The sequence below is a fragment of the Vogesella oryzagri genome (assembly GCF_040148885.1).
Classification (GTDB): Bacteria; Pseudomonadota; Gammaproteobacteria; order Burkholderiales; family Chromobacteriaceae; genus Vogesella; species Vogesella oryzagri.
On sequence record NZ_JBEFLD010000010.1, the window covers coordinates 64,713 to 86,053 of the forward strand.

The 21,341-nt window shown below is 63.5% G+C and carries 19 protein-coding genes; 5 read left to right on the forward strand and 14 right to left on the reverse strand.

All coding sequences use genetic code 11. From position 1 onward, the window contains the following. Positions 1-52: 52 nt before the first annotated feature. The 8 genes from dnaG to gmk form a co-directional block, all read right to left on the reverse strand. Positions 53-1,834 (reverse strand): DNA primase, encoded by a 1,782-nt coding sequence (dnaG, locus tag ABNW52_RS17210; RefSeq protein ID WP_349590507.1) that lies wholly within the window; start codon positions 1,832-1,834, stop codon positions 53-55. A gap of 9 nt (positions 1,835-1,843) precedes the next feature. Next, positions 1,844-2,290 carry a GatB/YqeY domain-containing protein gene (locus ABNW52_RS17215; protein WP_349590510.1) on the reverse strand — a complete coding sequence of 149 codons (447 nt, stop codon included), beginning with the start codon at positions 2,288-2,290 and terminating at the stop codon, positions 1,844-1,846. 106 nt (positions 2,291-2,396) lie between these two features. Then, positions 2,397-2,609, reverse strand: a complete 213-nt coding sequence (gene rpsU, locus ABNW52_RS17220) for a 30S ribosomal protein S21 (protein ID WP_088966472.1) — start codon at positions 2,607-2,609, stop codon at positions 2,397-2,399. A 139-nt stretch (positions 2,610-2,748) separates the two neighbouring features. Beyond that, complete coding sequence (locus tag ABNW52_RS17225; protein WP_349590513.1) at positions 2,749-3,546, reverse strand: thiazole synthase; 798 nt, start codon at positions 3,544-3,546, stop codon at positions 2,749-2,751. Positions 3,547-3,585: 39 nt separating this feature from the next. Continuing rightward, entirely contained in the window at positions 3,586-3,792 is a 207-nt protein-coding gene (thiS, locus tag ABNW52_RS17230; RefSeq protein WP_349590516.1) for a sulfur carrier protein ThiS, read from the reverse strand. Between the two features lie 6 nt (positions 3,793-3,798). Then, positions 3,799-5,949 carry a RelA/SpoT family protein gene (locus tag ABNW52_RS17235; RefSeq protein ID WP_349590519.1) on the reverse strand — a complete coding sequence of 717 codons (2,151 nt, stop codon included), beginning with the start codon at positions 5,947-5,949 and terminating at the stop codon, positions 3,799-3,801. Between the two features lie 8 nt (positions 5,950-5,957). Further along, positions 5,958-6,164: a DNA-directed RNA polymerase subunit omega gene (rpoZ, locus tag ABNW52_RS17240; protein ID WP_174875977.1), complete on the reverse strand. Its 207-nt coding sequence runs from the start codon at positions 6,162-6,164 to the stop codon at positions 5,958-5,960. A gap of 60 nt (positions 6,165-6,224) precedes the next feature. Beyond that, positions 6,225-6,851 (reverse strand): guanylate kinase, encoded by a 627-nt coding sequence (gene gmk / locus ABNW52_RS17245; RefSeq protein WP_349590522.1) that lies wholly within the window; start codon positions 6,849-6,851, stop codon positions 6,225-6,227. 169 nt (positions 6,852-7,020) lie between these two features. Between gmk and ABNW52_RS17250 the strand changes: the two genes are divergently transcribed. Together ABNW52_RS17250 and ABNW52_RS17255 are read left to right on the forward strand one after the other, a co-directional pair. After that, positions 7,021-8,313: an NCS2 family permease gene (locus ABNW52_RS17250; protein WP_349590524.1), complete on the forward strand. Its 1,293-nt coding sequence runs from the start codon at positions 7,021-7,023 to the stop codon at positions 8,311-8,313. Between the two features lie 9 nt (positions 8,314-8,322). After that, a complete protein-coding gene (locus ABNW52_RS17255) occupies positions 8,323-8,880 on the forward strand; it encodes an adenine phosphoribosyltransferase (RefSeq protein ID WP_349590527.1) in 558 nt (185 codons plus the stop codon). Positions 8,881-9,100: 220 nt separating this feature from the next. Here ABNW52_RS17255 and ABNW52_RS17260 read toward each other — a convergent pair whose 3' ends face one another. The 6 genes from ABNW52_RS17260 to ABNW52_RS17285 all read right to left on the reverse strand — a co-directional run bounded on the left by ABNW52_RS17260 (position 9,101) and on the right by ABNW52_RS17285 (position 15,222). After that, a complete protein-coding gene (locus tag ABNW52_RS17260) occupies positions 9,101-11,080 on the reverse strand; it encodes a methyl-accepting chemotaxis protein (RefSeq protein ID WP_349590529.1) in 1,980 nt (659 codons plus the stop codon). A 204-nt stretch (positions 11,081-11,284) separates the two neighbouring features. Continuing rightward, positions 11,285-12,541: a UDP-N-acetylglucosamine 1-carboxyvinyltransferase gene (gene murA, locus ABNW52_RS17265; protein WP_349590531.1), complete on the reverse strand. Its 1,257-nt coding sequence runs from the start codon at positions 12,539-12,541 to the stop codon at positions 11,285-11,287. An 8-nt stretch (positions 12,542-12,549) separates the two neighbouring features. Beyond that, the gene (locus tag ABNW52_RS17270; RefSeq protein ID WP_349590533.1) at positions 12,550-12,795 is read right to left on the reverse strand and encodes a BolA family protein; all 246 of its coding nucleotides are present in this window, start codon (positions 12,793-12,795) and stop codon (positions 12,550-12,552) included. Positions 12,796-12,865: 70 nt separating this feature from the next. Continuing rightward, positions 12,866-13,621, reverse strand: coding sequence for an ABC transporter permease (locus ABNW52_RS17275; protein WP_349590709.1), 756 nt, complete (start codon positions 13,619-13,621; stop codon positions 12,866-12,868). Next, positions 13,621-14,526 carry an ABC transporter ATP-binding protein gene (locus ABNW52_RS17280; RefSeq protein WP_349590535.1) on the reverse strand — a complete coding sequence of 302 codons (906 nt, stop codon included), beginning with the start codon at positions 14,524-14,526 and terminating at the stop codon, positions 13,621-13,623. Before ABNW52_RS17280 ends, ABNW52_RS17275 begins: the two co-directional genes overlap by 1 nt. A gap of 48 nt (positions 14,527-14,574) precedes the next feature. Then, on the reverse strand, positions 14,575-15,222 hold the full coding sequence (locus ABNW52_RS17285; protein WP_349590537.1) for a TetR family transcriptional regulator: 648 nt from the start codon (positions 15,220-15,222) through the stop codon (positions 14,575-14,577). Positions 15,223-15,553: 331 nt separating this feature from the next. Here ABNW52_RS17285 and ABNW52_RS17290 point away from each other — a divergent pair, with 331 nt between their 5' ends. The 3 genes from ABNW52_RS17290 to ABNW52_RS17300 are packed head-to-tail and all read left to right on the forward strand — an operon-like array spanning position 15,554 to position 21,251. Beyond that, the gene (locus tag ABNW52_RS17290; RefSeq protein WP_349590539.1) at positions 15,554-16,729 is read left to right on the forward strand and encodes an efflux RND transporter periplasmic adaptor subunit; all 1,176 of its coding nucleotides are present in this window, start codon (positions 15,554-15,556) and stop codon (positions 16,727-16,729) included. Between the two features lie 18 nt (positions 16,730-16,747). Then, complete coding sequence (locus ABNW52_RS17295; RefSeq protein ID WP_349590541.1) at positions 16,748-19,876, forward strand: efflux RND transporter permease subunit; 3,129 nt, start codon at positions 16,748-16,750, stop codon at positions 19,874-19,876. Beyond that, positions 19,866-21,251: an efflux transporter outer membrane subunit gene (locus ABNW52_RS17300; protein WP_349590542.1), complete on the forward strand. Its 1,386-nt coding sequence runs from the start codon at positions 19,866-19,868 to the stop codon at positions 21,249-21,251. Before ABNW52_RS17295 ends, ABNW52_RS17300 begins: the two co-directional genes overlap by 11 nt. Positions 21,252-21,341 lie beyond the last annotated feature (90 nt).

Below are 21,341 nucleotides of genomic sequence, written 5' to 3' on the forward strand. Positions count from 1 at the left end.
AAAGCCGAAAAAAACAATTGATTATAACACAACTATGTGTTTTCCGTCTGGCTCAGCCGCCGGTGGGACGGGTGCGGCGAGCAAGCAGGGTGCGCAGTAGTTGTAGCTCTTCCTGACTCAGGTGTTCATAGCCCTTGTTGGACAGCGCGGTGACCAGATCGTGGTCGTAGCGCGCCATCAGGCGGGCAAAGCCTTGCACAAAATTTTCCCGGTCGCGATCGTCGGGGTTGGCAAACTCCTCCGGCTCGCGCAGCGATTCCTGCAGCACGGAGTCGATGATGGCTTCGTGCTCGGTGTGGCGGAACGACTCCGCCAGTTGTGCGCTGCTGGGTTGCACCTCGCTGGCCTGGATGCGTTCGATGATGGCAACCAGCGTCGCCATCTCGCCTTCGTAGATCTGGCTTTCGCGGACGTCGATATGGTGTGCCCAGTCCGGATTCATCAGTGCCCATTTGATTTCGCGCCTTACCATGGGTGTACTGCTTGGACGGTTGGAGTCGCGTGGCAGCTGATAGTTGCGGCGGCCCTTGCGCTCGCTGCGCGGTTTGCCCAGCAGCATGTCCAGCTCATCGACGTCGACCTGGGCCAGTTCGGCCAGGCGCTTTCTGATGATATAGCCCAACATGGGGGCGGCTATCTGATCCAGCAAGGGTTTAGCCTGCTTGATCAGTTCGGTGCGGCCTTCCGGCGAGGAGAGGTCGATGTCGGCACACAGCTGGCGGATGAAGTAGGCGGACAGCGGGATGCTTTGTTCTTTCAGCGCCAGCTCGAACGCCTCGCGGCCGAATTCGCGGATGTAGCTGTCCGGATCATGTTCCTGCGGCAGGAACAGGAAGTGCAGCGCCTTGCCGTCCACCAGCTGCGGCAGGCTGTTTTCCAGCGCGCGCCAAGCGGCTTTCTGTCCGGCCTTGTCGCCGTCGAAGCAGAAATACACCTGATCGGCGTGGCGCAGCAGCTTGCGTACGTGCTCGCCGCTGGTGGCGGTGCCCAGCGTGGCCACGGCGTAGTCCACGCCGAACTGCGCCAGCGCCACCACGTCCATATAGCCTTCCACCACCAGTACGGAGCCGACGTTGCGAACCGCTTGCCGCGCTTCGTACAGGCCGTACAGCTCGCGTCCCTTTTCAAACAGCGCGGTCTCGGGTGAGTTCAGGTACTTGGGTTCGCCCTTGCCCAGTACGCGGCCGCCAAAGCCGATGATGGCGCCGCGCTGGTTGCGGATCGGAAACATCACCCGGTCGCGGAAGCGGTCGTAGCGGCGGCCGCTGTCTTCGGCCACGATCACCAGGCCGCTGTCCACCAGTGCACTATCGTTGTAGTCGCTGACGATGGCTTCCAGATTCTGCCAGCCGTCCGGTGCATAGCCCAGACCGTAGCGGGCGGCAATCTCGCCGGTCAGGCCGCGGCCTTTCAGGTAGGCGATGGCATTGGGCGCGCTTTTCAGTTGCTGCTTGTAGAACGCGGCGGCGCGGGTAAGAGCGTCTTCCAGCGACAGCTGCTTGGCGCGGGCGACGCGTACCGCCTCGGGGTTGGCCGCACGCTCTTGCTGCGGCACTGGCATGCCGATGCTTTCGGCCAGAAACTTCACCGCGTCGACAAACGGCAACCCCTGGTATTCCATCACAAAGCCGATGGCGGAGCCGTGCGCACCGCAGCCGAAGCAGTGGTAGAACTGCTTGCTGGGGCTGACAGTGAAGGAAGGCGACTTTTCCTTGTGGAACGGGCAGCAGGCCATGTAGTTCTGGCCACCCTTTTTCAGCGGGACGCAACGATCCACCACGTCGACGATGTCGACGCGGGCCAAGAGCTGATCGATGAAGTCCTGCGGAATCATCCGGCGGGCTTAACCTGCCAGCTTGGCTTTGATGCGTGCCGACACCGCGCCCATATCGGCGCGGCCAACTACCTGCGGTTTCACCGCGCCGACAACCTTGCCCATGTCCTTGGCGCCGGCCGCGCCGGTGCTGGCGATGGCGGCGTCGATAATGCTCTCGATCTGGGCTTCGCTCAGCGGCTGCGGCATGTAGTCCTGCAGTACCACCAGTTCCGCCTGTTCCTTGGCCGCCAGGTCCGGGCGATTGCCGGCTTCGTACTGGCTGATGGAGTCGCGGCGTTGCTTGACCATCTTGTCGATCACGGCGCTGATGGCGGCATCGTCCAGCTCGATGCGTTCGTCCACTTCCTTCTGCTTGATGGCGGCCATCAGCAGGCGGATGGTGGCCAGGCGCTCGGTGTCGCGGGCTTTCATCGCGGTTTTCATGTCGTCGGCAATGCGGGCTTTCAGGCTCATGATCGTGTCCAGGCTAAAGGCAAAGTTGGCCGCAATGCTTGCGGCCAACGTAAATGACAAAACCGCAGGACACTCCTGCGGTTTTTTGGCGAGCAGCCGTTAAAGCTTAGTACAGCTTCGGCGGCAGTTGCTGGCTGCGGATGCGCTTGTAGTGACGCTTCACGGCAGCAGCTTTCTTGCGCTTGCGCTCAGCGGTCGGCTTCTCGTAGAACTCGCGGGCGCGCAGTTCGGTCAGCAGACCGGTTTTTTCGATTGCGCGCTTGAAGCGACGCATTGCAACTTCAAACGGCTCATTCTCTTTAACGCGGATAGTCGGCATTTAGCTGAAGTCCTTAAATTCTTTGGCTTGAGGCGAATGTCATGAAGAGTTCGCCCCGAGGGAAATGACTATTGTAAACAACGTTGTAGCTTTTGTAAAAGCTGGATGCGTGGCAACGGCTAAAAGTGTGCACTGCGCATCATCCCTGACGGGAAGAGATCACCCCCTCACGTGGCGAGCTAGGCGTCGCCGAATAAAAGCGTTTAGGCATCCGTCCGGCCAGATAGGCTTCACGCCCGGCCTGGACTCCCAGTTTCATGGCCATTGCCATCCGCACAGGGTCTTGTGCGGCGGCAATGGCGGTATTCATCAGTACGCCGTCACAGCCAAGTTCCATGGCGATGGCGGCGTCAGAGGCGGTGCCGACACCGGCATCCACCAATACAGGTACCTGCGATTGCTCGATGATGAGCTGCAGGTTCCACGGGTTCAGAATTCCCATGCCGGAGCCGATCAGGCTGGCCAGCGGCATGATGGCGCAACAGCCGATCTGCTCCAGTTCGCGGGCGACAATCGGGTCGTCCGAGGTGTACACCATCACGTCGAAGCCTTCCTTGACCAGCGTCTCGGCAGCCTTCAGCGTTTCGCGCACATTGGGGAACAGGTTGTTCGGGTCACCCAGTACTTCCAGTTTGACCAGTCGGTGGTCGTCCAGCAGTTCGCGGGCAAGGCGCAGAGTGCGTACCGCATCCTCGGCGCTGTAGCAGCCCGCCGTGTTGGGCAGCAGTGTATACCGGTTTTTCGGCAAAAAGTCGAGCAAATTCGGCTCATTCTGGTTCTGGCCGAGGTTTACGCGCCGAATGGCGACAGTAACGATGTCGCAGCCGGAAGCATCCAGCGCTGCCGCTGTCTGCTGGAAATCCCGGTATTTGCCGGTGCCGACCAGCAGGCGGGATTGGTAGGTGTTGCCGGCAATAACCAGTGCGTCTTGTGGCACGCTGCTGTCCCTTCTAGATGTTGGTTCTGGTGTCCGAAATCAGCCGCCGCCCACTGCCACCACAATTTCCAGTGCATCACCTTCGTTCAGTGGCGTGCTGGCATGCAGGCTGCGCGGCACGATTTCGCCGTTGCATTCGATGGCGATGCGTTTGCCGCCCAGATCGAGGGCTGAGACCAGCGCGGAAAGGGTGGTAATGGTGGCGTCGAACTGGCGGCTTTCGCCGTTGAGCTGGATAGTGGGCATGTCTGCTTAGCGTCGTTCTGCGCGCTGCACCACATCCACCTGTCGCACAGCAGCGAGCACCTTTTCCAGGTGCGGCAGGTTCTCCACCTGCAGGCGGAAGTGAATGTGGATGTAGCCGTCGTTACTGTGATTGTCCTGCGTGTCCACCGTCTCGATATTGGCCGAGGCGTGCGAAATGGCGGCGGCGATGTCGGCCAGTGCGCCACGCTGGTTGAATGCGATGATGCTGATGTTGACGCCGAACATGCGCTCTTTTTGTGCTTCCCAGCGTACTTCCAGCAGCTTGTCGGCTTCGATACGCTGCACGTTGCTGCAATCGCTGCGGTGGATCATCAGCCCCTGATCCTTGCGGATCACGCCGACGATCTGGTCGCCCGGAATCGGATTGCAGCAGTTGGACAGATGGATGCCACCGCTTTCGTTGCCACGTACCGCGATCGGGCCGATGCTCTGTTCGCCCGGCTGCTGGCCGGAAAGCTCCAGCAGTTTGCGCGCCACCACGGCGGCCAACTGTTTGCCGGTGCCGATGTCGATCAGCACGTCGTTGAAGCGGCGATTGTGCTCACCCAGCTTGCGCATCAGGGTGTCTTCCAGCTCGGGGGTGAGTTCCAGCTCAAACGGCGACAGCGCGCTGGCAGCCTGGCGCAGCAACTTCTGCCCCAGCAGCACCGCGTCCTGCTGTTGCAGGGTTTTCAGGTAATTGCGGATGCCCGAGCGGGCGCGGCCGCTCTGTACGAAATTCAGCCACGACGGGTTGGGCTTGGCCTGGGTGGAGGTGATGATCTCCACCGTGTCGCCATTGCGCAGCGCGGTGCGTAGCGGCACCAGGTTGTGGTTGACGCGGGCGGCGATGCAGCGGTGGCCGACGTCGGTATGCACCGCATAGGCGAAGTCAACCGGGGTAGAGCCTTGCGGCAGCACGATGATCTTGCCCTTGGGGGTGAACACGTACAGCTCGTCCGGGAACAGGTCGATCTTGATGTGTTCCAGGAATTCAACCGCGTCTTCGCTTTCCGCCTGCATGTCGAGGATGCTCTGCAGCCACTGGTGGGTGCGCTGCTTGGCGGCATCGATGCTGGCGTCACCGGATTTATACATCCAGTGCGAGGCAATGCCAGCTTCCGCCACCGCGTTCATTTCGCGGGTGCGGATCTGCATTTCCACTGGGGTGCCGAACGGGCCGAACAGGGTGGTGTGCAGGCTCTGGTAGCCATTGCCCTTGGGGATGGCGATGTAATCCTTGAACTTGCCCGGAATCGGCTTGTACAGGCTGTGCAGCGCGCCCAGCGCCAGGTAGCAACTGGGGTTGTCCTTGACGATGATGCGGAAGCCGTAGATGTCCAGCACCTCGGAAAACGACAGGTGTTTTTCCTGCATTTTCTTGTAGATGCTGTAGAGATTCTTTTCGCGACCCTTGATGGTGGCCTCGATATTGGACTCCACCAGCCGCTGGCTGACGGCGCGCAGAATCTTGTCCACCACTTCACGGCGATTGCCGCGGGCGGCGCGTACCGCCTTGGATAGCACTTGGTAACGGTGCGGGTACAGATGCTTGAACGCCAGATCCTGCAGCTCGCGATAGACCTTGTTCAGGCCGATGCGGTTGGCGATCGGTGCGTAGATTTCCAGCGTTTCCAGCGCGATGCGCTGGCGCTTGTCTTCGCGCATGGCGTCCAGTGTGCGCATATTGTGCAGCCGGTCCGCCAGTTTGACGATGATGACGCGGATGTCGCGCGCCATCGCCAGTACCATCTTGCGGAAGTTTTCCGCCTGCGCGGTTTCCTTGCTCTGGAATTCCAGCTTTTCCAGCTTGGACAGCCCGTCCACCAGATCGGCGATGGTGCGGCCGAACTGCTCCACCAGTGTGGGCTTGGTGACGCCGGTGTCTTCCAGCACGTCGTGCATCAGCGCTGCGGCCAACCCTTGGGCATCCAGCCGCCACTCGCTGAGCATGGTGGCTACCGCCAGCGGGTGGGTAATGTATGGTTCGCCGCTTTTGCGGGTCTGGCCTTCATGCGCCTCGCGCGCGGTCTCAAACGCCTGACGCAGCAGTTGCACGTCTTCCGGCTTCAGATACTGCGCCGCCGCCTCGAACAGGGCCGCCGCCTCGGACTCGACGAGGGCGTGGTAGTCAATGGCGGCGGTTTCCATGCTCATGAATCAGATCAGCTCTTGGTGCGGGTCAGTACTTCGCTGCCAACGTGGCCGTCGGCGATTTCTTTCAGCGCCACCACGGTGGGCTTGTTACGGCCTTGTTCCACGAAGGAGGTGGCGCCGGAAGCAATCTGGCGCGCGCGATAAGCGGCTGCCAGGGTCAGATCGAAACGGTTCTGGATGCGTTCCAGGCAATCGTCAACAGTGATACGGGCCATGATGAATCTCACTTACAAGAATGGACAAACGATAAGGGATTGCACGCGCCGGATAAAGCCCTAGCGCGGCGATTGCATCGCGGCGATGGCATCGCCGTGACGCGACAACTGCTTGCCGGCCTGCAGGCGCTGGCAGCGGATGACGCTGATCAGGTCCTGGCGGGCGGTGGCGAAGTCATCGTTGACGATCACGTAGTCGTAATCGGCAACCAGGTCGATTTCGGCGCGGGCCTCGGACAGGCGGCGGGCGATCACGTCCTCGCTGTCGGTGGCGCGACCGCGCAGGCGGCTTTCCAGTACCGCAATCGACGGCGGCAGGATGAACACCGCGACCGCTTCCGGGAATACCTTGCGCACCTGGCGCGCACCCTGCCAGTCGATCTCCAGCAGCACGTCGTGGCCTGCGGCCAACCTTTCGCGCAGCCAGCGCGCGCTGGTGCCGTAATAGTTGCCGTAGACCTCGGCGTATTCCAGGAAGTCGCCTTCCGCAATCATGCCCTCGAAACGGCTGCGATCGACAAAGTGGTAGCTCTTGCCGTTCACCTCACCCTCGCGCGGCGCGCGGGTGGTGTACGACACCGACAGCTCGACGCCGGGTTCGGCTTGGAGCAGTGCGGCGACCAGCGAGGTCTTGCCGGCGCCGGAGGGGGCAACCACGATGAAAATCGTGCCTTGAGCTTGCGACATGAAACGGATCCCGAAACTGACTGAGCAATATTTCAGGATACCACAAGCGTCGGGCACGATTAAAGTCGCCCCACTGCCAGTAAAGGCAAACAACAAACAATTGTTTCAGGGTAGAATCGCGCGTTTTTCAACATGTTACGTCCGTTGCGAGGACGAGGGAGCGCACAAGATGCTGCTGGAAAGCTTTTTCAAGCTTAAAGAGCACGGCACCGACGTTAAGACCGAGGTGATTGCCGGCTTTACCACCTTCCTGACGATGGCTTACATCGTCATCGTCAATCCGGCCATCCTGTCGATTACCGGCATGGATTTCAATGCCGTGTTCGTGGCCACCTGCCTGGCCGCGGCGCTGGGCACCGGCATCATGGGTCTGGTGGCCAACTACCCGATCGCGCTGGCGCCGGGCATGGGCCTGAACGCCTACTTCACCTTCACCGTGGTGAAGGGCATGGGCGTGCCGTGGCAAGCGGCGCTGGGCGCGGTATTCATCTCTGGCATCGTGTTCCTGGCGGTGAGCCTGTTCAAGGTGCGGGAAGCGATCGTCAACGCCATTCCGCAGTCGCTGAAGTTCGCGATTTCCGCCGGTGTCGGCCTGTTCCTCGCCATCATCGCGCTGAAGAACGCCGGTGTGGTGGTGGATCACCCGGCCACGCTGGTGACGCTGGGCGATCTGCATGACCCGCGCGTGCTGCTGGCGATTCTGGGCTTCTTCATCATCGTGGCGCTGGAATACCGCCGCGTGCATGGCTCCATCATCATCGGCATCCTGACCGTGACCGCGCTGTCGATCGCGCTGGGCCTGTCCAAGTTCGAAGGCGTGGTAGCGCCGGTGCCGAGCATGGCGCCGACCTTCATGCACATGGATCTGAACGGCGCGCTGACCGCCGGCCTGCTGGGCGTGATCTTCGTGTTCTTCTTCGTCGACCTGTTCGACACCACCGGCACCCTGGTGGGCGTGTCGCACCGCGCCGGCCTGCTGGACAAGGACGGCAAGCTGCCGCGCCTGAAGCGCGCGCTGATGGCCGACTCGGTGGCGATTACCGCCGGTGCGGTGATGGGGACTTCGTCCACTACCGCCTATATTGAATCGGCAGCCGGCACCGCCGTGGGTGGCCGTACCGGTCTGACCGCCGTGGTGGTGGCGATCCTGTTCCTGGCCTGCCTGTGGATTTCGCCGCTGGCCAAGACGGTACCGGCTTACGCCACCGCGCCGGCACTGTGCTACGTCGCCGTGCTGATGACCCGCGGTCTGGCCGAGATCAACTGGGACGACCTGACCGAGTCCGCCCCGGCGGTGATGACCGCGGTGGCGATGCCGTTCACCTTCTCGATCGCCGACGGTATCGCGTTCGGCTTCATCAGCTACGCCGCCATCAAGATTCTGTCCGGCCGTTTTGCCGACTTGAAGCCGGCGGTGCTGGTGATTGCCGGCCTGTGGGTCGTGAAACTGGCGATGTTCTAAGGTAGCAAGATGGAAAACCTCAGCAATCTGGATTACGCCAGCTATCTCAAGGGCTGGATTCGCACCGTGCCGAACTGGCCGCACGAGGGGGTGATGTTCCGCGACATCACGCCGCTGCTGCAGAATCCCAAGACCTTCCGCATGCTGATCGACGTGTTCGTGCACCGCTATATGGGCGAGAACATCGACATGGTGGCGGGGCTGGACGCGCGCGGCTTCATCATTGGTTCGGTGCTGGCCTACGAGCTGAACGTCGGCTTCATTCCCATCCGCAAGAAGGGCAAGCTGCCGTTCACCACGGTGGAAGAGGAATACGAGCTGGAATACGGCAACGCCACGGTGGAGATGCATACCGACGCCTGCAAGCCGGGCGACCGCGTGGTGCTGGTGGATGACCTGATCGCCACCGGCGGCACCATGATGGCCGGCTACAAGCTGCTGCACCGCATGGGCGCGGAGGTGGTCGAAACCGCGGCCATCATCGAACTGCCGGAGCTGGGCGGCGGGCAGTTGATGCGCGAGGCACAGGTGCCATTGTTCACCGTGTGTACTTTCGAAGGGCTGTAAGCCAGTCTGGCTGGGTAAAAAGGCGCTGCATTTGCAGCGCCTTTTTTTTGCATCCAGGGTTGGCCGCATGCTTGCGGCCAACCCTGCGGCGGCCGGCATAGTATGGTGCGCCGCATCTGCCGGGGCCGGCTGCGCCGAGCCGGCGCTGGTACTGGCTGGCAACAGCTGTGCAAGCGCCGTGGCCGCCAGCGCCAAGGTTGGCCGCATGCGGCCAACCTTGTTACAGCCGGAAGCGCGCCAGCAGTGCCTGCAACTCGTCCGCCAGCCGGCGCAGTTCGCCCACCGCGCTGTTGGCGTGCTGCAGCGAGGCATCGGTGTCGTCGGTCATGGCGTGGATGTGCTCGATGTGGCGCGCAATCTCGCGGCTGGCGCCGGATTGCTCGGCGGTGGCCTGGGCGATATCGGTAACGGTGCCGAGCACGCCGCGGTTGTGTTCGCGGATCTGCTCGATGGCGCCGGCGGCACGCTCGGCCAGGGTGACGCCGTTTTCCACCTGGCGGATGGCATCGTCCATGCTGCCAGAGGCGCTGGCGGTTTCCTCCTGGATCTGGCGGATGCTGCCGGCGATTTCCACCGTGGCGCCGGCGGTGCGTTCGGCCAGCTTGCGCACCTCGTCGGCCACCACGGCGAAGCCGCGGCCCTGCTCGCCGGCACGCGCGGCCTCGATGGCGGCGTTGAGCGCCAGCAGATTGGTCTGCTCGGCGATGTCTTTGATCACCTGCACGATGCCGCTGATCTGGGTGGAGCGGTTCTCCAGGTGCTCCAGCACGCTGCCGACGCTGCGGATGGTGTCGGCGATGCGGCCTATTTCGCGGGCGGTGGAATGCACGCTGTCGGCGACTTGCTCGGCTTCGTCGCCGGCGTCGTGTACCGCGCGCTCGGCCTGGTTGGCGGCCTCGGCAATGCGACCGATGCTGCTGGACAGCTGCGCCACGCTGCTGGCGGTGGAGGTGGCGGCGCGGGCCTGCTGGCCGGAGTGGGTGCTGATGTCGCTGGTTTCACTGGCCAGCGCCGCCACCGCGTCGTGCACCTGCTCGGTGCGCTCGCGCACCTCCAGCAGCATCTGCCGCAGCGACTGGCTGAAGCGGTTGAAGGCGCCGGCCGAGGCGCCGATCTCGTCGTGGCCGCTGATCGCCAGCTGGCGGGTGAGGTCGCCGTCACCGCTGGACAGCTCGGACAGCGCGGTCTGTAGCCGGCTCAACGGCGCAATCAGCCGCCGCAGTAGCAGCCCCAGTGCCAGCAGGATGATGGGCAGCGCCGCCAGGCTGAGCAGCGCCGATTTGATGATGGCGGCGCGGATGTCGGCAAAGGCGCTGTGCTGCGGGATGGAGATGCGCAGTGCCCACGGATGGGCAGTGCGGCCAACCTGTATCGGCTGGATGAAGTGCAGGCTGCCGTCGGCGCGGTAGTCGTAGGATTGTCCGGCGCGAATTGCCGCCCTGGCGGCCGGCGGCAGCGTGTTGTCGGCCTTGCCGACTGCCGCCTTGTCCGGCGCGCCCAGCACCAGGCCGCTATTGGCATAGATGGTCATATAGCCATCGCCATATGGCTGCACCGCGCTGGCCAGCTGCTGCAGCTGCCCCAGCGCCATGTCCAGGCCGGCGACGCCGACAAACTGGCCGTTGCGTAGCACCGGGTAGGACAGGGTGGCCATCAGCACCTTGATGTCGCGGTCTTCGTACGGCTCGGTCAGCACTGGCTGGCGCAGCGTCTTGGGGCCGGCGTAGTACTCGTCGCTGTCGACATTGTCGGCACCCCATACCACGCCTTCCTTGCCTTCCTTGCGATACCAGTACACGCCGGCGCGGCCATTGGCGCCGTTTTCCGGCTTGCCGGCCAGTTCGCTGTCGCGCGGGTCCAGGCTGTTGGGTTCCCACAGCGTGAAGATGCCGACGGCTTCCGGGTGCTGCGGCAACAGTGCGCGGGTCTGGGCGCTGGCCAGCTGGCGCGGTTGCGGCGTGCCGCTGTCCGGCAGCGCCTGCATGGCGGCGGCCAAGCCTTCCACCGCGGTGTAGCTGCGTTCCAGCAGCATGCTGAGCTTGTTGGCCTCGCCCTGCGCCTGGGTGCGCGCCTGTTGCAATACGCTGTCTTCGGCTTGTTGCAGGGCCAGCCAGCTGTTCAGGCCGGTGATGGCGGCAAAGCCGATCAGTACCAGCAGGCCGGCCCCCGTCAGCAGCTTGGCCTTGATACTCTTGGGCATGCTGTTTCTCCGTGTTTAATTTAATCAATGCCTATTGCTGTCCGGGTGCTTCGTTAGGCAATTTCGCGACCTTTTCAAGTCGTAATCATTATTGTTTGATCAAATTATGGTAAACGCGGGATGAAAATCAGCAAAGCTTTATCTGGGTGTTTAAAAAAATAAAAGCCCCTTGCGGGGCTTGGTGTGGTATCCGTGGGCCGGAAGTCAGCCGACGCGGGTGATATTGGCGCCCACGCCGTTGAGCTTGGCTTCGATATGCTCGTAGCCGCGGTCCAGGTGATAGATGCGGTCGACGGTGGTTTCCCCCTCGGCGGCCAGGCCAGCGATCACCAGGCTGGCGGAGGCGCGTAGGTCGGTGGCCATCACGGTGGCACCGGACAGCTTGTCCACGCCCTTGACGATGGCGGTATTGCCTTCCACTTCGATACTGGCGCCCATGCGGTTCAGCTCCGGCACGTGCATGAAGCGGTTTTCGAAGATGGTTTCGGTCATCACCGCCGCACCTTCGGCGATGGTGTTCAGCGTCATCATTTGCGCCTGCATGTCGGTGGGGAAGCCCGGGTGCGGCATGGTGCGCACGTTGACCGCTTTCGGGCGGCGCTTCATGTCCAGCGAGATCCAGTCGTCGCCGCACTCGATGACGGCGCCGGTTTCCGCCAGCTTGTCCAAGATCACGTCCATGGCGCGCGGCGCAGCATTGCGCAGCACCACGTGGCCGCGGGTCATGGCGCCGGCCACCAGGAAGGTGCCGGCCTCGATGCGATCCGGCATTACCGCGTATTCGGCGCCGTGCAGGCGTTCCACGCCTTCCACCACCATCTTGTCGCTGCCGATGCCCTGGATGCGCGCACCCATCGCCACCAGGCAGTTGGCCAGATCCACCACTTCCGGTTCGCGCGCGGCGTTTTCCAGGATGGTGGTGCCTTCTGCCAGCGCGGCGGCCATCAGCAGGTTCTCGGTGCCACCGACGGTGACCATGTCCATCACGATATGCGCACCGCGCAGGCGCTTGGCCTTGGCCTTCACATAACCGTGCTCGATGGAAATCTCGGCACCCATGGCCACCAGGCCCTTGATGTGCTGATCCACTGGGCGGCTACCGATGGCGCAGCCGCCGGGTAGCGACACGGTAGCTTCGCCGTAGCGCGCCAGCATCGGGCCCAGCACCAGGATGGAGGCACGCATGGTTTTCACCAGCTCGTACGGCGCCACCAGGGTGTCCAGGCTGGCGGCGGTGATTTCCACTTCCTGCACGTTATCGGTCATCACCCGAACGCCCATGCCCTGCAGCAGCTTCTGGGTGGTGAACACGTCGCGCAGCATCGGCACGTTGGAGAGTTTCAGGGTGTCGGCCGTCAGCAGGCCTGCACACAGGATGGGCAGCGCGGCGTTCTTGGCGCCGGAGACGCGGATTTCGCCATTGAGCGGGCCAGCGCCGCCCTGGATGACCAGTTTGTCCATTATTCGATTCAGCCTTGTTGTTGCGCCCACTCTTCCGGGCTCAGCGTTTTCATCGACAGCGCATGAATTTCCGCACGCATGCGGTCGCCCAGCGCCTTGTATACCAGTTGATGACGCTGGACGCGATTGCGGCCGGAAAATTCCGGGCTGACGATCACGGCGTCGAAATGGGTGCCGTCGTCGCCGTTGACCTGGATGAAGTCACAGGGCAGGCCGGCGCTGATGACGTCCTGGATGTAAGTTGCACTAACCATGGAAGTATCCTGTCTGAAAGCTATTGTTGTCGGCGCGCGGCGTACTGCCGCGCGGCCGGATATAACGTCGTTACTGGCGTAATTTGTAACCGCTGCGCAGCAAATGCAAGGCCCAGGCGGACAGTAGCAAAAAGCTGCCCGCCACCACCGCTGCGGCCAACCACGGCGACACATCGGCCTGGCCGAAGAAGCCGTAGCGGAAACCGTCGATCATGTAGAACACCGGGTTCAGGTGCGACACGGCTTTCCACAATGGCGGCAGCCCGGCGATGGAATAGAACACGCCGGACAGGAAAGTCAGCGGCATGATGATGAAGTTCTGGAACGCGGCCAACTGGTCGAACTTGTCCGCCCAGATGCCGGCGATGATGCCCAGCGTGCCCAGCACGCCGCAGCCGAGAGCGGCGAACAATAGCACCCACAGCGGATTGGCCGGCAACGGTAGCCCGAACCAGGCGGTGACCAGTAGCACGCCGGCGCCCACCACCATGCCGCGCACCACCGAAGCCAGCAGATAAGCGGCGAAGAACTCCAGCGCCGACAACGGCGGCAGCAGCAGGAACACGATATTGCCGGTGATCTTGGACTGGATCAGGCTGGACGAGCTGTTGGCAAAAGCGTTCTGCGCCATCGACATCATCGCCAGGCCCGGGATCAGGAACGCGGTATAGCTCACCCCCGGATAGGCCTCCACATGCCGCGACAGCACGTGCGAGAAGATCAGCTGGTACAACAGGGCGGTGAGCACCGGGGCGGCCACGGTCTGGAACGCGACTTTCCAGAAGCGCAGGATTTCTTTCTTGAACAGGGTCAGGAAGCCTTGCATCACGGCTTACCCCCGTGCATCAGTTCCACGAATACCTGCTCCAGGTCGGTTTCATGCACCGACAGTTCGCGCACTTCCACCGCGGCCAGCCGCAGCTGGCGCAGCACGTCCTCCAGCCGGCCGATCTCCGGCAGGGTGAGGATGTGGCGGCCGTCGGCCTCGCGGGCCTGGAAGTCTGCGGCCAACGTTGCCGGCAGCGCGCCGGACAGTTTCAGCGCGATTTCGCGGCTGGCACTGCGCGACAGCAGCTTGTCCTTGGCTTCCAGCGCGATCAGGCGGCCTTTCTTCATCATGGCGATGCGGCTGCACAGCGCCTCGGCTTCTTCCAGGTAGTGGGTGGTCAGCACGATGGTGTGGCCGGCATCGTTCAGCTCTTGCACAAAGGCCCACAGGCTCTGGCGCAGCTCCACGTCCACGCCGGCGGTGGGTTCGTCCAGCACGATCACCGGCGGACGGTGCACCAGCGCCTGCGCCACCATCACCCGGCGCTTCATGCCGCCGGACAGCGCGCGCATATTGGTATTGGCCTTGTCGGTCAGCCCCAGCTTGAACAGCAGCTCGTCGACCCAGGCATCGTTGTGGCGGATGCCGAAGTAGCCGGACTGGAACACCAGGGTTTCGCGCACGGTGAAGAACGGGTCGAACACCAACTCCTGCGGCACCACGCCCAGCTGCATGCGCGCGGCGCGCGTCTCGGTCACGGCGTCGTGACCCATGATGCGGATGTGGCCGCTGTCCGGGCGCGACAGGCCGCCCATGGCGGAAATCAGGGTGGTTTTGCCGGCACCGTTGGGGCCTAGCAGGGCAAAGAACTCGCCGTGGGCAACCGTGAAGCTGATGTCATCCAGGGCCTGCAGCGTGCCAAAACGCTTGCTGACCGACTCGATGCTAATCGCGTGGCTCATTGATATCAGGGGACTGTAAATACGGGAAAGCCCGGCAGTATACGCGAATCAGGGCTCCACTGCAGTGGCATCTAGCCAGCAGTGATCACGGAAAATCCCTACAAAATAAGGGCTTAACAGATTGCAGACATGCTGGTGAACAGTGTTGTCTTCCGGATTGATCATCCAGCTGTGACACAGCCCACCGTACAGTGAGTGCAGCCCCAGCGCGGCCAGCCGCGGCTGAATGCCGTCACGCAGCTGGCCGGCCTGGGCGGCCTCTTCCAGCACCTGCTGCAGCATGCTCTGCTTTTCCTGGGTCCAGCTGATCTGCTCCAGCAGCAGCGGCGCCATCTCGCCGACCTGTTCGCAGCCGATATGGTGGATGCCGCAGATGCGGCGCAGCCGTTCGTTGCTGCGCACCAGCTCGAACATGCCGGTGGCGTGGCGCCACAGCCGCACCGCCGGGTTGATGCCGGTATCCAGCAGCAGCGCGTCCATGTGCTCCAGTTCGGGTTTGATACGGTCGCAGATGGCGGTGAACAGGGCCAGCTTGTTGTCGAAATGCCAGTAGATCGCGCCACGGGTCAGCCCCGCCGCGGTGGCGATATCGGCCAGCGACGTAGCAGCCACGCCTTTCTCCCAGAACACGCGTTCAGCGGTATCCAGTAGCAGGTGGCGGGTTTGTTCGGCTTCTTCTCGGGTCTTGCGGGCCATGATGGGGACAGGGTTTTTGCGGCGGGCGTAAGAATAGCGATAAACGCCAGGCAACGCAGCCGCTTTGTTTACATACGTACACGGATGTATGTATTATTCGCCATCTTTACGCTGCTGCCAATGTTCTTATCGTTAATAACTGTCAATGACATGCGATTTACTGGCCAAGCTGGCAATATGCAGGCATGCCGATTGCAACTGCTTAAACTACTGTGAAACATGTCGGCGACCAGCCAGTTTGGCTGCTTGATTTATAGCGCCTGGCCGTAGCGTCAAAAGCCTTACTTACCAAGCACCATCATCAGGACCCTCACCCATCAAGGAGCCCTCCGTGATAACCATCAAGCCTAGCCACACGCTGGTATTGCTGCCGCTGGCAGCCCTGCTTGCTGCCTGCGGCCAACAGCAGGCCCAACACGCCGGCGCCGGCGGCAATATGCCACCGATGCCGGTGAGCGTAGTGGAAATGAAGCCGGCCGATGTGCCGGTCACCACCGAATACGTGGCACAGACCAGCGGTTCGCGTGAAGTGGAAGTGCGCGCCCGCGTGTCCGGCATCCTGCAAAAACGTGCCTACACCGAGGGCGCGGCGGTGAAAGCCGGCGAGCTGCTGTTCCAGATCGACCAGGCGCCGTACCAGGCGGCGATGGAGCAGGCCGCCGCGGCGCTGAAGCTGGAAGACGCCAAGCTGATCCGTGCGCAGCAGGATTACGACCGCGTGCTGCCGCTGTTCAAGGAAAACGCCGTCAGCCAGAAAGACCGCGACGATGCGGTGGCCGCGCTGGCCAGCGCCAAGGCCTCGGTCGCCGCCGCGCGCGCCGCCTTGAAAACCGCGCAGATCAACCTGGACTACACCCGAGTGACCGCGCCGATTTCTGGCATCACCAGTGCCGAGGTGCGCTCCGAAGGCAGCCTGGTGCAGGCCGGCGAAGGCAGCCTGCTGACCAAGATCTCGCAGCTGGACCCGATCTACGTGAAGTTCTCGCTGTCCGACAACGACGTGCTGAAGAACCAGAAGCTGTCCAGCGAAGGCAAGCTGCGCCTGCCGAGCGGCAACCGCTACACCGTGTCGCTGAAGCTGCCGGATGGCAGCCAGTACGGCCGCGACGGCGTGATCGACTTTGCCGACCGTGTCATCGACCCGGCCACCGGCACTTCGGCCGCGCGCGCCACCTTTGCCAACCCGCAGAACCAGTTGCGTGCCGGCCAGTTTGTGCGCGTGGAACTGAAGGGCGCAGTGCGCGTCAGCGCGCTGGTGGTGCCGCAGCAGGCGGTGCTGTCCACCCAGCAGGGCAAGCTGGTGTGGGTGGTGGGCAAGGACAATAAGGTGGAACCGCGTCCGCTGCAGCTGGCAGACACGCCGGCGGCCAACGGTGGCTTCATCGTGGAAAACGGGCTGAAAGCCGGCGACAAGGTGATCGTGGATAATCTGATCAAGCTGCGTCCGGGGGCCAGCGTGGCGCCGCAGGCCGCCAAGGCCGCCGCTTCGGCGCCGGCGCAAGGCTAAGGCGGGGGAGCACACACTATGTTCTCAGCCTTTTTCATTCGCCGGCCGATCTTCGCGTCGGTGCTGTCCATCGTCATCGTGCTGGCCGGCTTCTTCGGCATGCGTGCGTTGCCGATCGAACAGTACCCGCAGATCGTGCCGCCATCGGTGGCGATTACCACCGCCTATCCGGGCGCCTCGGCCGAGGTGATCGCCGAGACCGTGGCCTCGCCGCTGGAGCAGGCCATCAACGGCGTGGACGACATGCTGTACCTGCAGTCGTCCAGCGCCAGTAACGGGCGGCTGACGGTGACGGTTACCTTCAAGATCGGCACCAACCCCGATCAGGCTGCCATCAACGTCAACAACCGCGTGCAGTCGGCGCTGAGCACCCTGCCGGAAGAAGTGCGCCGCCAGGGCGTGAACGTGCGCAAGCAGGCGGCCACCTTCCTGCAGGTGGTGGCGCTGTATTCGCCGGACCAGCGCTTCGACACCCTGTTCATGAGCAACTACGCGTTGTTGAACGTGGTGGACGAACTGAAGCGCATTCCGGGCGTGGGGCAGGTGACCAACTTTGCCGGCCAGGACTACGCCATGCGCATCTGGCTGAAGCCGGACCGGCTGGCGCAGCTGGGCATGACGCCAAGCGATGTGGCCAAGGCTATCCGCGAGCAGAACGCGCAGTTTGCCGCCGGCAAGATTGGCGCCACGCCGACCGAGGGCAAGCCTGACTTCACCTATACCATCACTACTCAGGGCCGCTTCACCGACGCCGCCGAGTTCGAGAACATCATCCTGCGCGCCGGCAGCGAAGGCGCCAAGGTGCGGCTGAAAGATGTGGCGCGGGTGGAACTGGGCGCGTTGTCGTACGACTTCTTCGGCAAGTACAACGGCAAATCCACCATCCCGATCGGTATCAACCTGGCGCCGGGCGCCAACCAGCTGGACACCGCCAAGGCGGTGGAAGCCAAGATGGCCGAGTTGGCCACCCGCTTCCCGCAGGGGCTGTCCTACACCATTCCGTACGACACCACCCGCTTCGTGGAAGTGTCGATCGAGGAGGTGGTGAAGACGCTGGGCGAAGCGATGGTGCTGGTGTTCGCGGTGGTGTACCTGTTCCTGCAGAACTGGCGCGCCACGCTGATCCCGGGCCTGGCGGTGCCGGTGTCCATCGTCGGCACCTTTGCCGGTATGTACCTGCTGGGCTATTCCATCAACACCCTGACGCTGTTCGGCATGGTGCTGGCCATCGGTATCGTGGTCGATGACGCCATCGTGGTCTTGGAGAACGTCGAGCGCATCATGATGCAGGAGGGCAAGCCACCGTACGAAGCCACCCTGCAGGCGATGAAGGAAGTCAGCGGCCCGGTGGTAGCCATCGTGCTGGTGCTGTGTGCGGTGTTCATCCCGGTGGCGTTCCTCGGCGGTATCGCCGGCGAGATGTATCGCCAGTTCGCCATCACCATCGCCATCTCGGTGACCATCTCCGGCATCGTGGCGCTGACGCTGACTCCGGCGCTGTGCGCGCTGATGCTCAAGCCGGAGCACCAGCACAGCAACCGTTTCTTCGAAGCCTTCAACCGCTTCTTTGACCGCCTCACCAGCCGCTACAGCAGTGGCGTGGCCTTCTTGCTGCGTCGCGCGGTGCTGGCGATGGTCATCTTCGGCGTGCTGATCGGCGCCTCGGTGTGGCTGTTCAAGCTGGTGCCGTCGTCGCTGGCGCCGGAAGAAGACCAGGGCTACGTGATTGCCGCCACCATCTTGCCGGACGGCGCCGCCATCAACCGCACGCTGGGGGTGATGAGTAGCTTCGACAAGCAGATTGCGGCCAACCCGGCGGTGAAGGACGTGATGAGCTTTGCCGGTTTCGACATCCTGTCCGGCTCCAACCGCAGCAACACCGGGGTGACCTTCATCACCCTCAAGCCGTGGAACGAGCGCCATGCGCCGGGCCTGTCGGCGCAGGCGGTGGTGGGCGACGTGTTCGGCAAGGGCATGCGCGTACCGGAAGGCCTGGTGCTGGCATTCAACCCGCCGCCGATTTCCGGCATGTCCTCCACCGGCGGTTTTGAAGCCTACCTGCAGAACCGCGCCGGCGCGTCTTCCGGCGAGCTGGCAGGCCTGGCGCAGAAGCTGATGATGGAAGCGGCCAAGCGGCCGGAGCTGGCCGGGGTGCAGACCACCTTCTCCGCCAACGTGCCGCAGCTGAATGTGAAGCTGGACCGCGACAAGGCCAAGGCACTGGGCGTGGCGGTGAGCGACGTGTTCGATGCCATGAGCAGCACCTTCGGCTCGCTGTACGTCAACGACTTCAGCAAGTTCGGGCGCATCTTCACCGTGCAGCTGCAATCCGAGGCCAACTATCGCGACAGCGTGGCCGACCTGGCCAATGTGTTCGTGCGCTCCAGCAGCGGGCAGATGATTCCGCTGACCAGCCTGGTGTCGGTGGAACAGCGTACCGGCCCGGAAATCGTCGAGCGCTATAACGCCTTCCCGTCCGCCAAATTCGTTGGCGGCCCGGCGCCGGGCTACAGCTCGGGTCAGGCGCTGGCGGCGATGGAGCAGGTGGCGCAGGAAGTGCTGCCCGATGGCTACACCCTGGCGTGGACCGGCTCGGCGTTCCAGGAAAAATCCACCGGCGGTTCCTCGTCGATGGTGTTCGTGGTGGCGCTGGTGATGGTGTTCCTGATCCTGGCGGCGCAGTATGAACGCTGGAGCCTGCCGATCGCGGTGCTGACCGCGGTGCCGTTCGCGGTGTTCGGCGCGCTGCTGGCGACCTGGCTGCGTGGCCTCGCCAACGACGTGTACTTCCAGGTGGCGCTGGTGACGCTGATCGGCCTGGCGGCCAAGAATGCCATCCTGATCGTGGAGTTCGCGGTGCTGAAGATGGAAGAAGGCATGGCACTGGGGCAGGCAGCCATTGAGGCGGCCAAGCTGCGCTTCCGCCCGATCGTGATGACCTCGCTGGCCTTCATCCTGGGTTGCGTGCCGCTGGCCATTTCCAGCGGTGCCGGCTCGGCCAGCCGCCACGCCATCGGTACCGGCGTGATCGGCGGCATGTTGGCCGCAACCTTCATCGCCGCGCTGTTTATCCCGCTGTTCTTCAAACTGATCATGCAATTGAGTCAAGGCAAGCAGAAACAGGAAGGAGCCGACCATGACGCCTAAACATGCCCTGATGCCGCTGCTGCTGCTGGCGCTGGTGCTGTCCGGCTGCGCCGCGGTGGGCCCGGATTACCAGCGCCCGGCGCTGGAACTGCCGGCCGGCCAGCAGGTGCCCCGCGTGGATGCCAGCTGGTGGCAGAGCTTCGGCGACAGCCAGCTGAACGCGCTGATCGACGAAGCACTGCGCTACAACCGCGACCTGCAGCAGACCGCGGCGCGGGTGGACGAGGCGGCGGCGGCGCTGGGCAGCGCCCGCGCCAGCCAGCTGCCGCGCGTGGATGCCAAGCTGGCCAGCACCCGCACGCAAAGCTCGGAATACAGCAGCGCCAGCGGAGCGCTGTACAGCGCCCATCAGGCCGGGTTGAACGCCAGCTGGGAGCTGGACCTGTGGGGCAAGCTTGCCCGCCAGCGCGAAGCGGCGGCGGCCAGCCTGACGGCCAGCGAATACACGCTGGCGGCCGCGCGGCTGTCGCTGGCGGCGCAGGTCAGCAATGCCTACTTCCAGCTGCTGGCGTTCGACGCCCAGCTGGCGGCGGCACAGGCCACGCTGAAGGGGCGCGAGGACAGCTTCCTGCTGCGCCAGAAGCGCTTCAACGGCGGAATGACCTCGGAGCTGGAGCTGAAGCAGGCGGAAGCCGAGCTGGCCTCGGCGCAGGCGGCGGTGCCCAAGCTCAGCCAGGCCGTGGACAAGAGCGAACATGCGCTGGCGGTGCTGTTGGGCCGCTCGCCGCGGGCGCTGCTGCAGGCGCCGAGCCGTGGCAAGCCACTGGAGCGCCTGGCGGAAGCGCCGAGCGTGCCGGGTGACCTGCCGTCCGACCTGCTGCTGCGCCGCCCGGACATCGCTGCGGCGGAACAGCAGCTGATTGCGGCCAACGCCCGCATCGGCGTGGCGCGTGCCGCCTACTTCCCCAGCATCGGCCTGTCCGCCGGCATCGGCAGCGAAAGCCTGAAGCTGGCGCAGCTGTTCAGCGGCCCGGCACAGGTGTGGAACTTTGCCGGCAACCTGACTGCACCGATCTTCAACAACGGTGCCATCGCCGCCGATGTCTCCGCCGCCAATGCACGGCAGAAACAGGCACTGGCCGGCTATGAAAAGGCGGTGCAAGCCGCGTTTGCCGACACGCTGGATGCACTCACCGCGGTGCGCAGCAGCCGCGAGTCGGAGCTGGCGCAGCGCAAGCAGCTGGATGCCATGCGCGAGGCACTCCGTCTGGCGCGCCTGCGCTACGACAACGGCTACAGCAGCTATCTGGAAGTGCTGGATGCCGAGCGCAGCGTGTTCCAGCTGGAGCAGTCGCTGGCCGATGCCCGTCTGGCCCGCCTGCAGGCGGCGGTAAGCCTGTACACCGCGCTGGGTGGCGGCTGGCAGCCTGGTTGAGGCGCGTCTGCGCCGGGTAAACAAAAGCCACCGCTTGCGGTGGCTTTTTTACTGTGGCGGCCAAGCTGGGGGCGGCCAACCGTTGTGCCG

Bases quoted from the DNA above. Each gene is read 5' to 3' on its own strand.
- rpsU (WP_088966472.1), bottom strand. From the start codon at position 2,609: ATGCCGACTATCCGCGTTAAAGAGAATGAGCCGTTTGAAGTTGCAATG.
- ABNW52_RS17215 (WP_349590510.1), bottom strand. From the start codon at position 2,290: ATGAGCCTGAAAGCCCGCATTGCCGACGACATGAAAACCGCGATGAAA.
- ABNW52_RS17255 (WP_349590527.1), top strand. From the start codon at position 8,323: ATGGAAAACCTCAGCAATCTGGATTACGCCAGCTATCTCAAGGGCTGG.
- ABNW52_RS17270 (WP_349590533.1), bottom strand. From the start codon at position 12,795: ATGGTTAGTGCAACTTACATCCAGGACGTCATCAGCGCCGGCCTGCCC.
- gmk (WP_349590522.1), bottom strand. From the start codon at position 6,851: ATGTCGCAAGCTCAAGGCACGATTTTCATCGTGGTTGCCCCCTCCGGC.
- dnaG (WP_349590507.1), bottom strand. From the start codon at position 1,834: ATGATTCCGCAGGACTTCATCGATCAGCTCTTGGCCCGCGTCGACATC.
- ABNW52_RS17275 (WP_349590709.1), bottom strand. From the start codon at position 13,621: ATGCAAGGCTTCCTGACCCTGTTCAAGAAAGAAATCCTGCGCTTCTGG.
- ABNW52_RS17300 (WP_349590542.1), top strand. From the start codon at position 19,866: ATGACGCCTAAACATGCCCTGATGCCGCTGCTGCTGCTGGCGCTGGTG.
- rpoZ (WP_174875977.1), bottom strand. From the start codon at position 6,164: ATGGCCCGTATCACTGTTGACGATTGCCTGGAACGCATCCAGAACCGT.
- ABNW52_RS17235 (WP_349590519.1), bottom strand. From the start codon at position 5,949: ATGAGCATGGAAACCGCCGCCATTGACTACCACGCCCTCGTCGAGTCC.
- murA (WP_349590531.1), bottom strand. From the start codon at position 12,541: ATGGACAAACTGGTCATCCAGGGCGGCGCTGGCCCGCTCAATGGCGAA.
- ABNW52_RS17260 (WP_349590529.1), bottom strand. From the start codon at position 11,080: ATGCCCAAGAGTATCAAGGCCAAGCTGCTGACGGGGGCCGGCCTGCTG.
- ABNW52_RS17250 (WP_349590524.1), top strand. From the start codon at position 7,021: ATGCTGCTGGAAAGCTTTTTCAAGCTTAAAGAGCACGGCACCGACGTT.
- ABNW52_RS17285 (WP_349590537.1), bottom strand. From the start codon at position 15,222: ATGGCCCGCAAGACCCGAGAAGAAGCCGAACAAACCCGCCACCTGCTA.
- thiS (WP_349590516.1), bottom strand. From the start codon at position 3,792: ATGCCCACTATCCAGCTCAACGGCGAAAGCCGCCAGTTCGACGCCACC.
- ABNW52_RS17280 (WP_349590535.1), bottom strand. From the start codon at position 14,526: ATGAGCCACGCGATTAGCATCGAGTCGGTCAGCAAGCGTTTTGGCACG.
- ABNW52_RS17295 (WP_349590541.1), top strand. From the start codon at position 16,748: ATGTTCTCAGCCTTTTTCATTCGCCGGCCGATCTTCGCGTCGGTGCTG.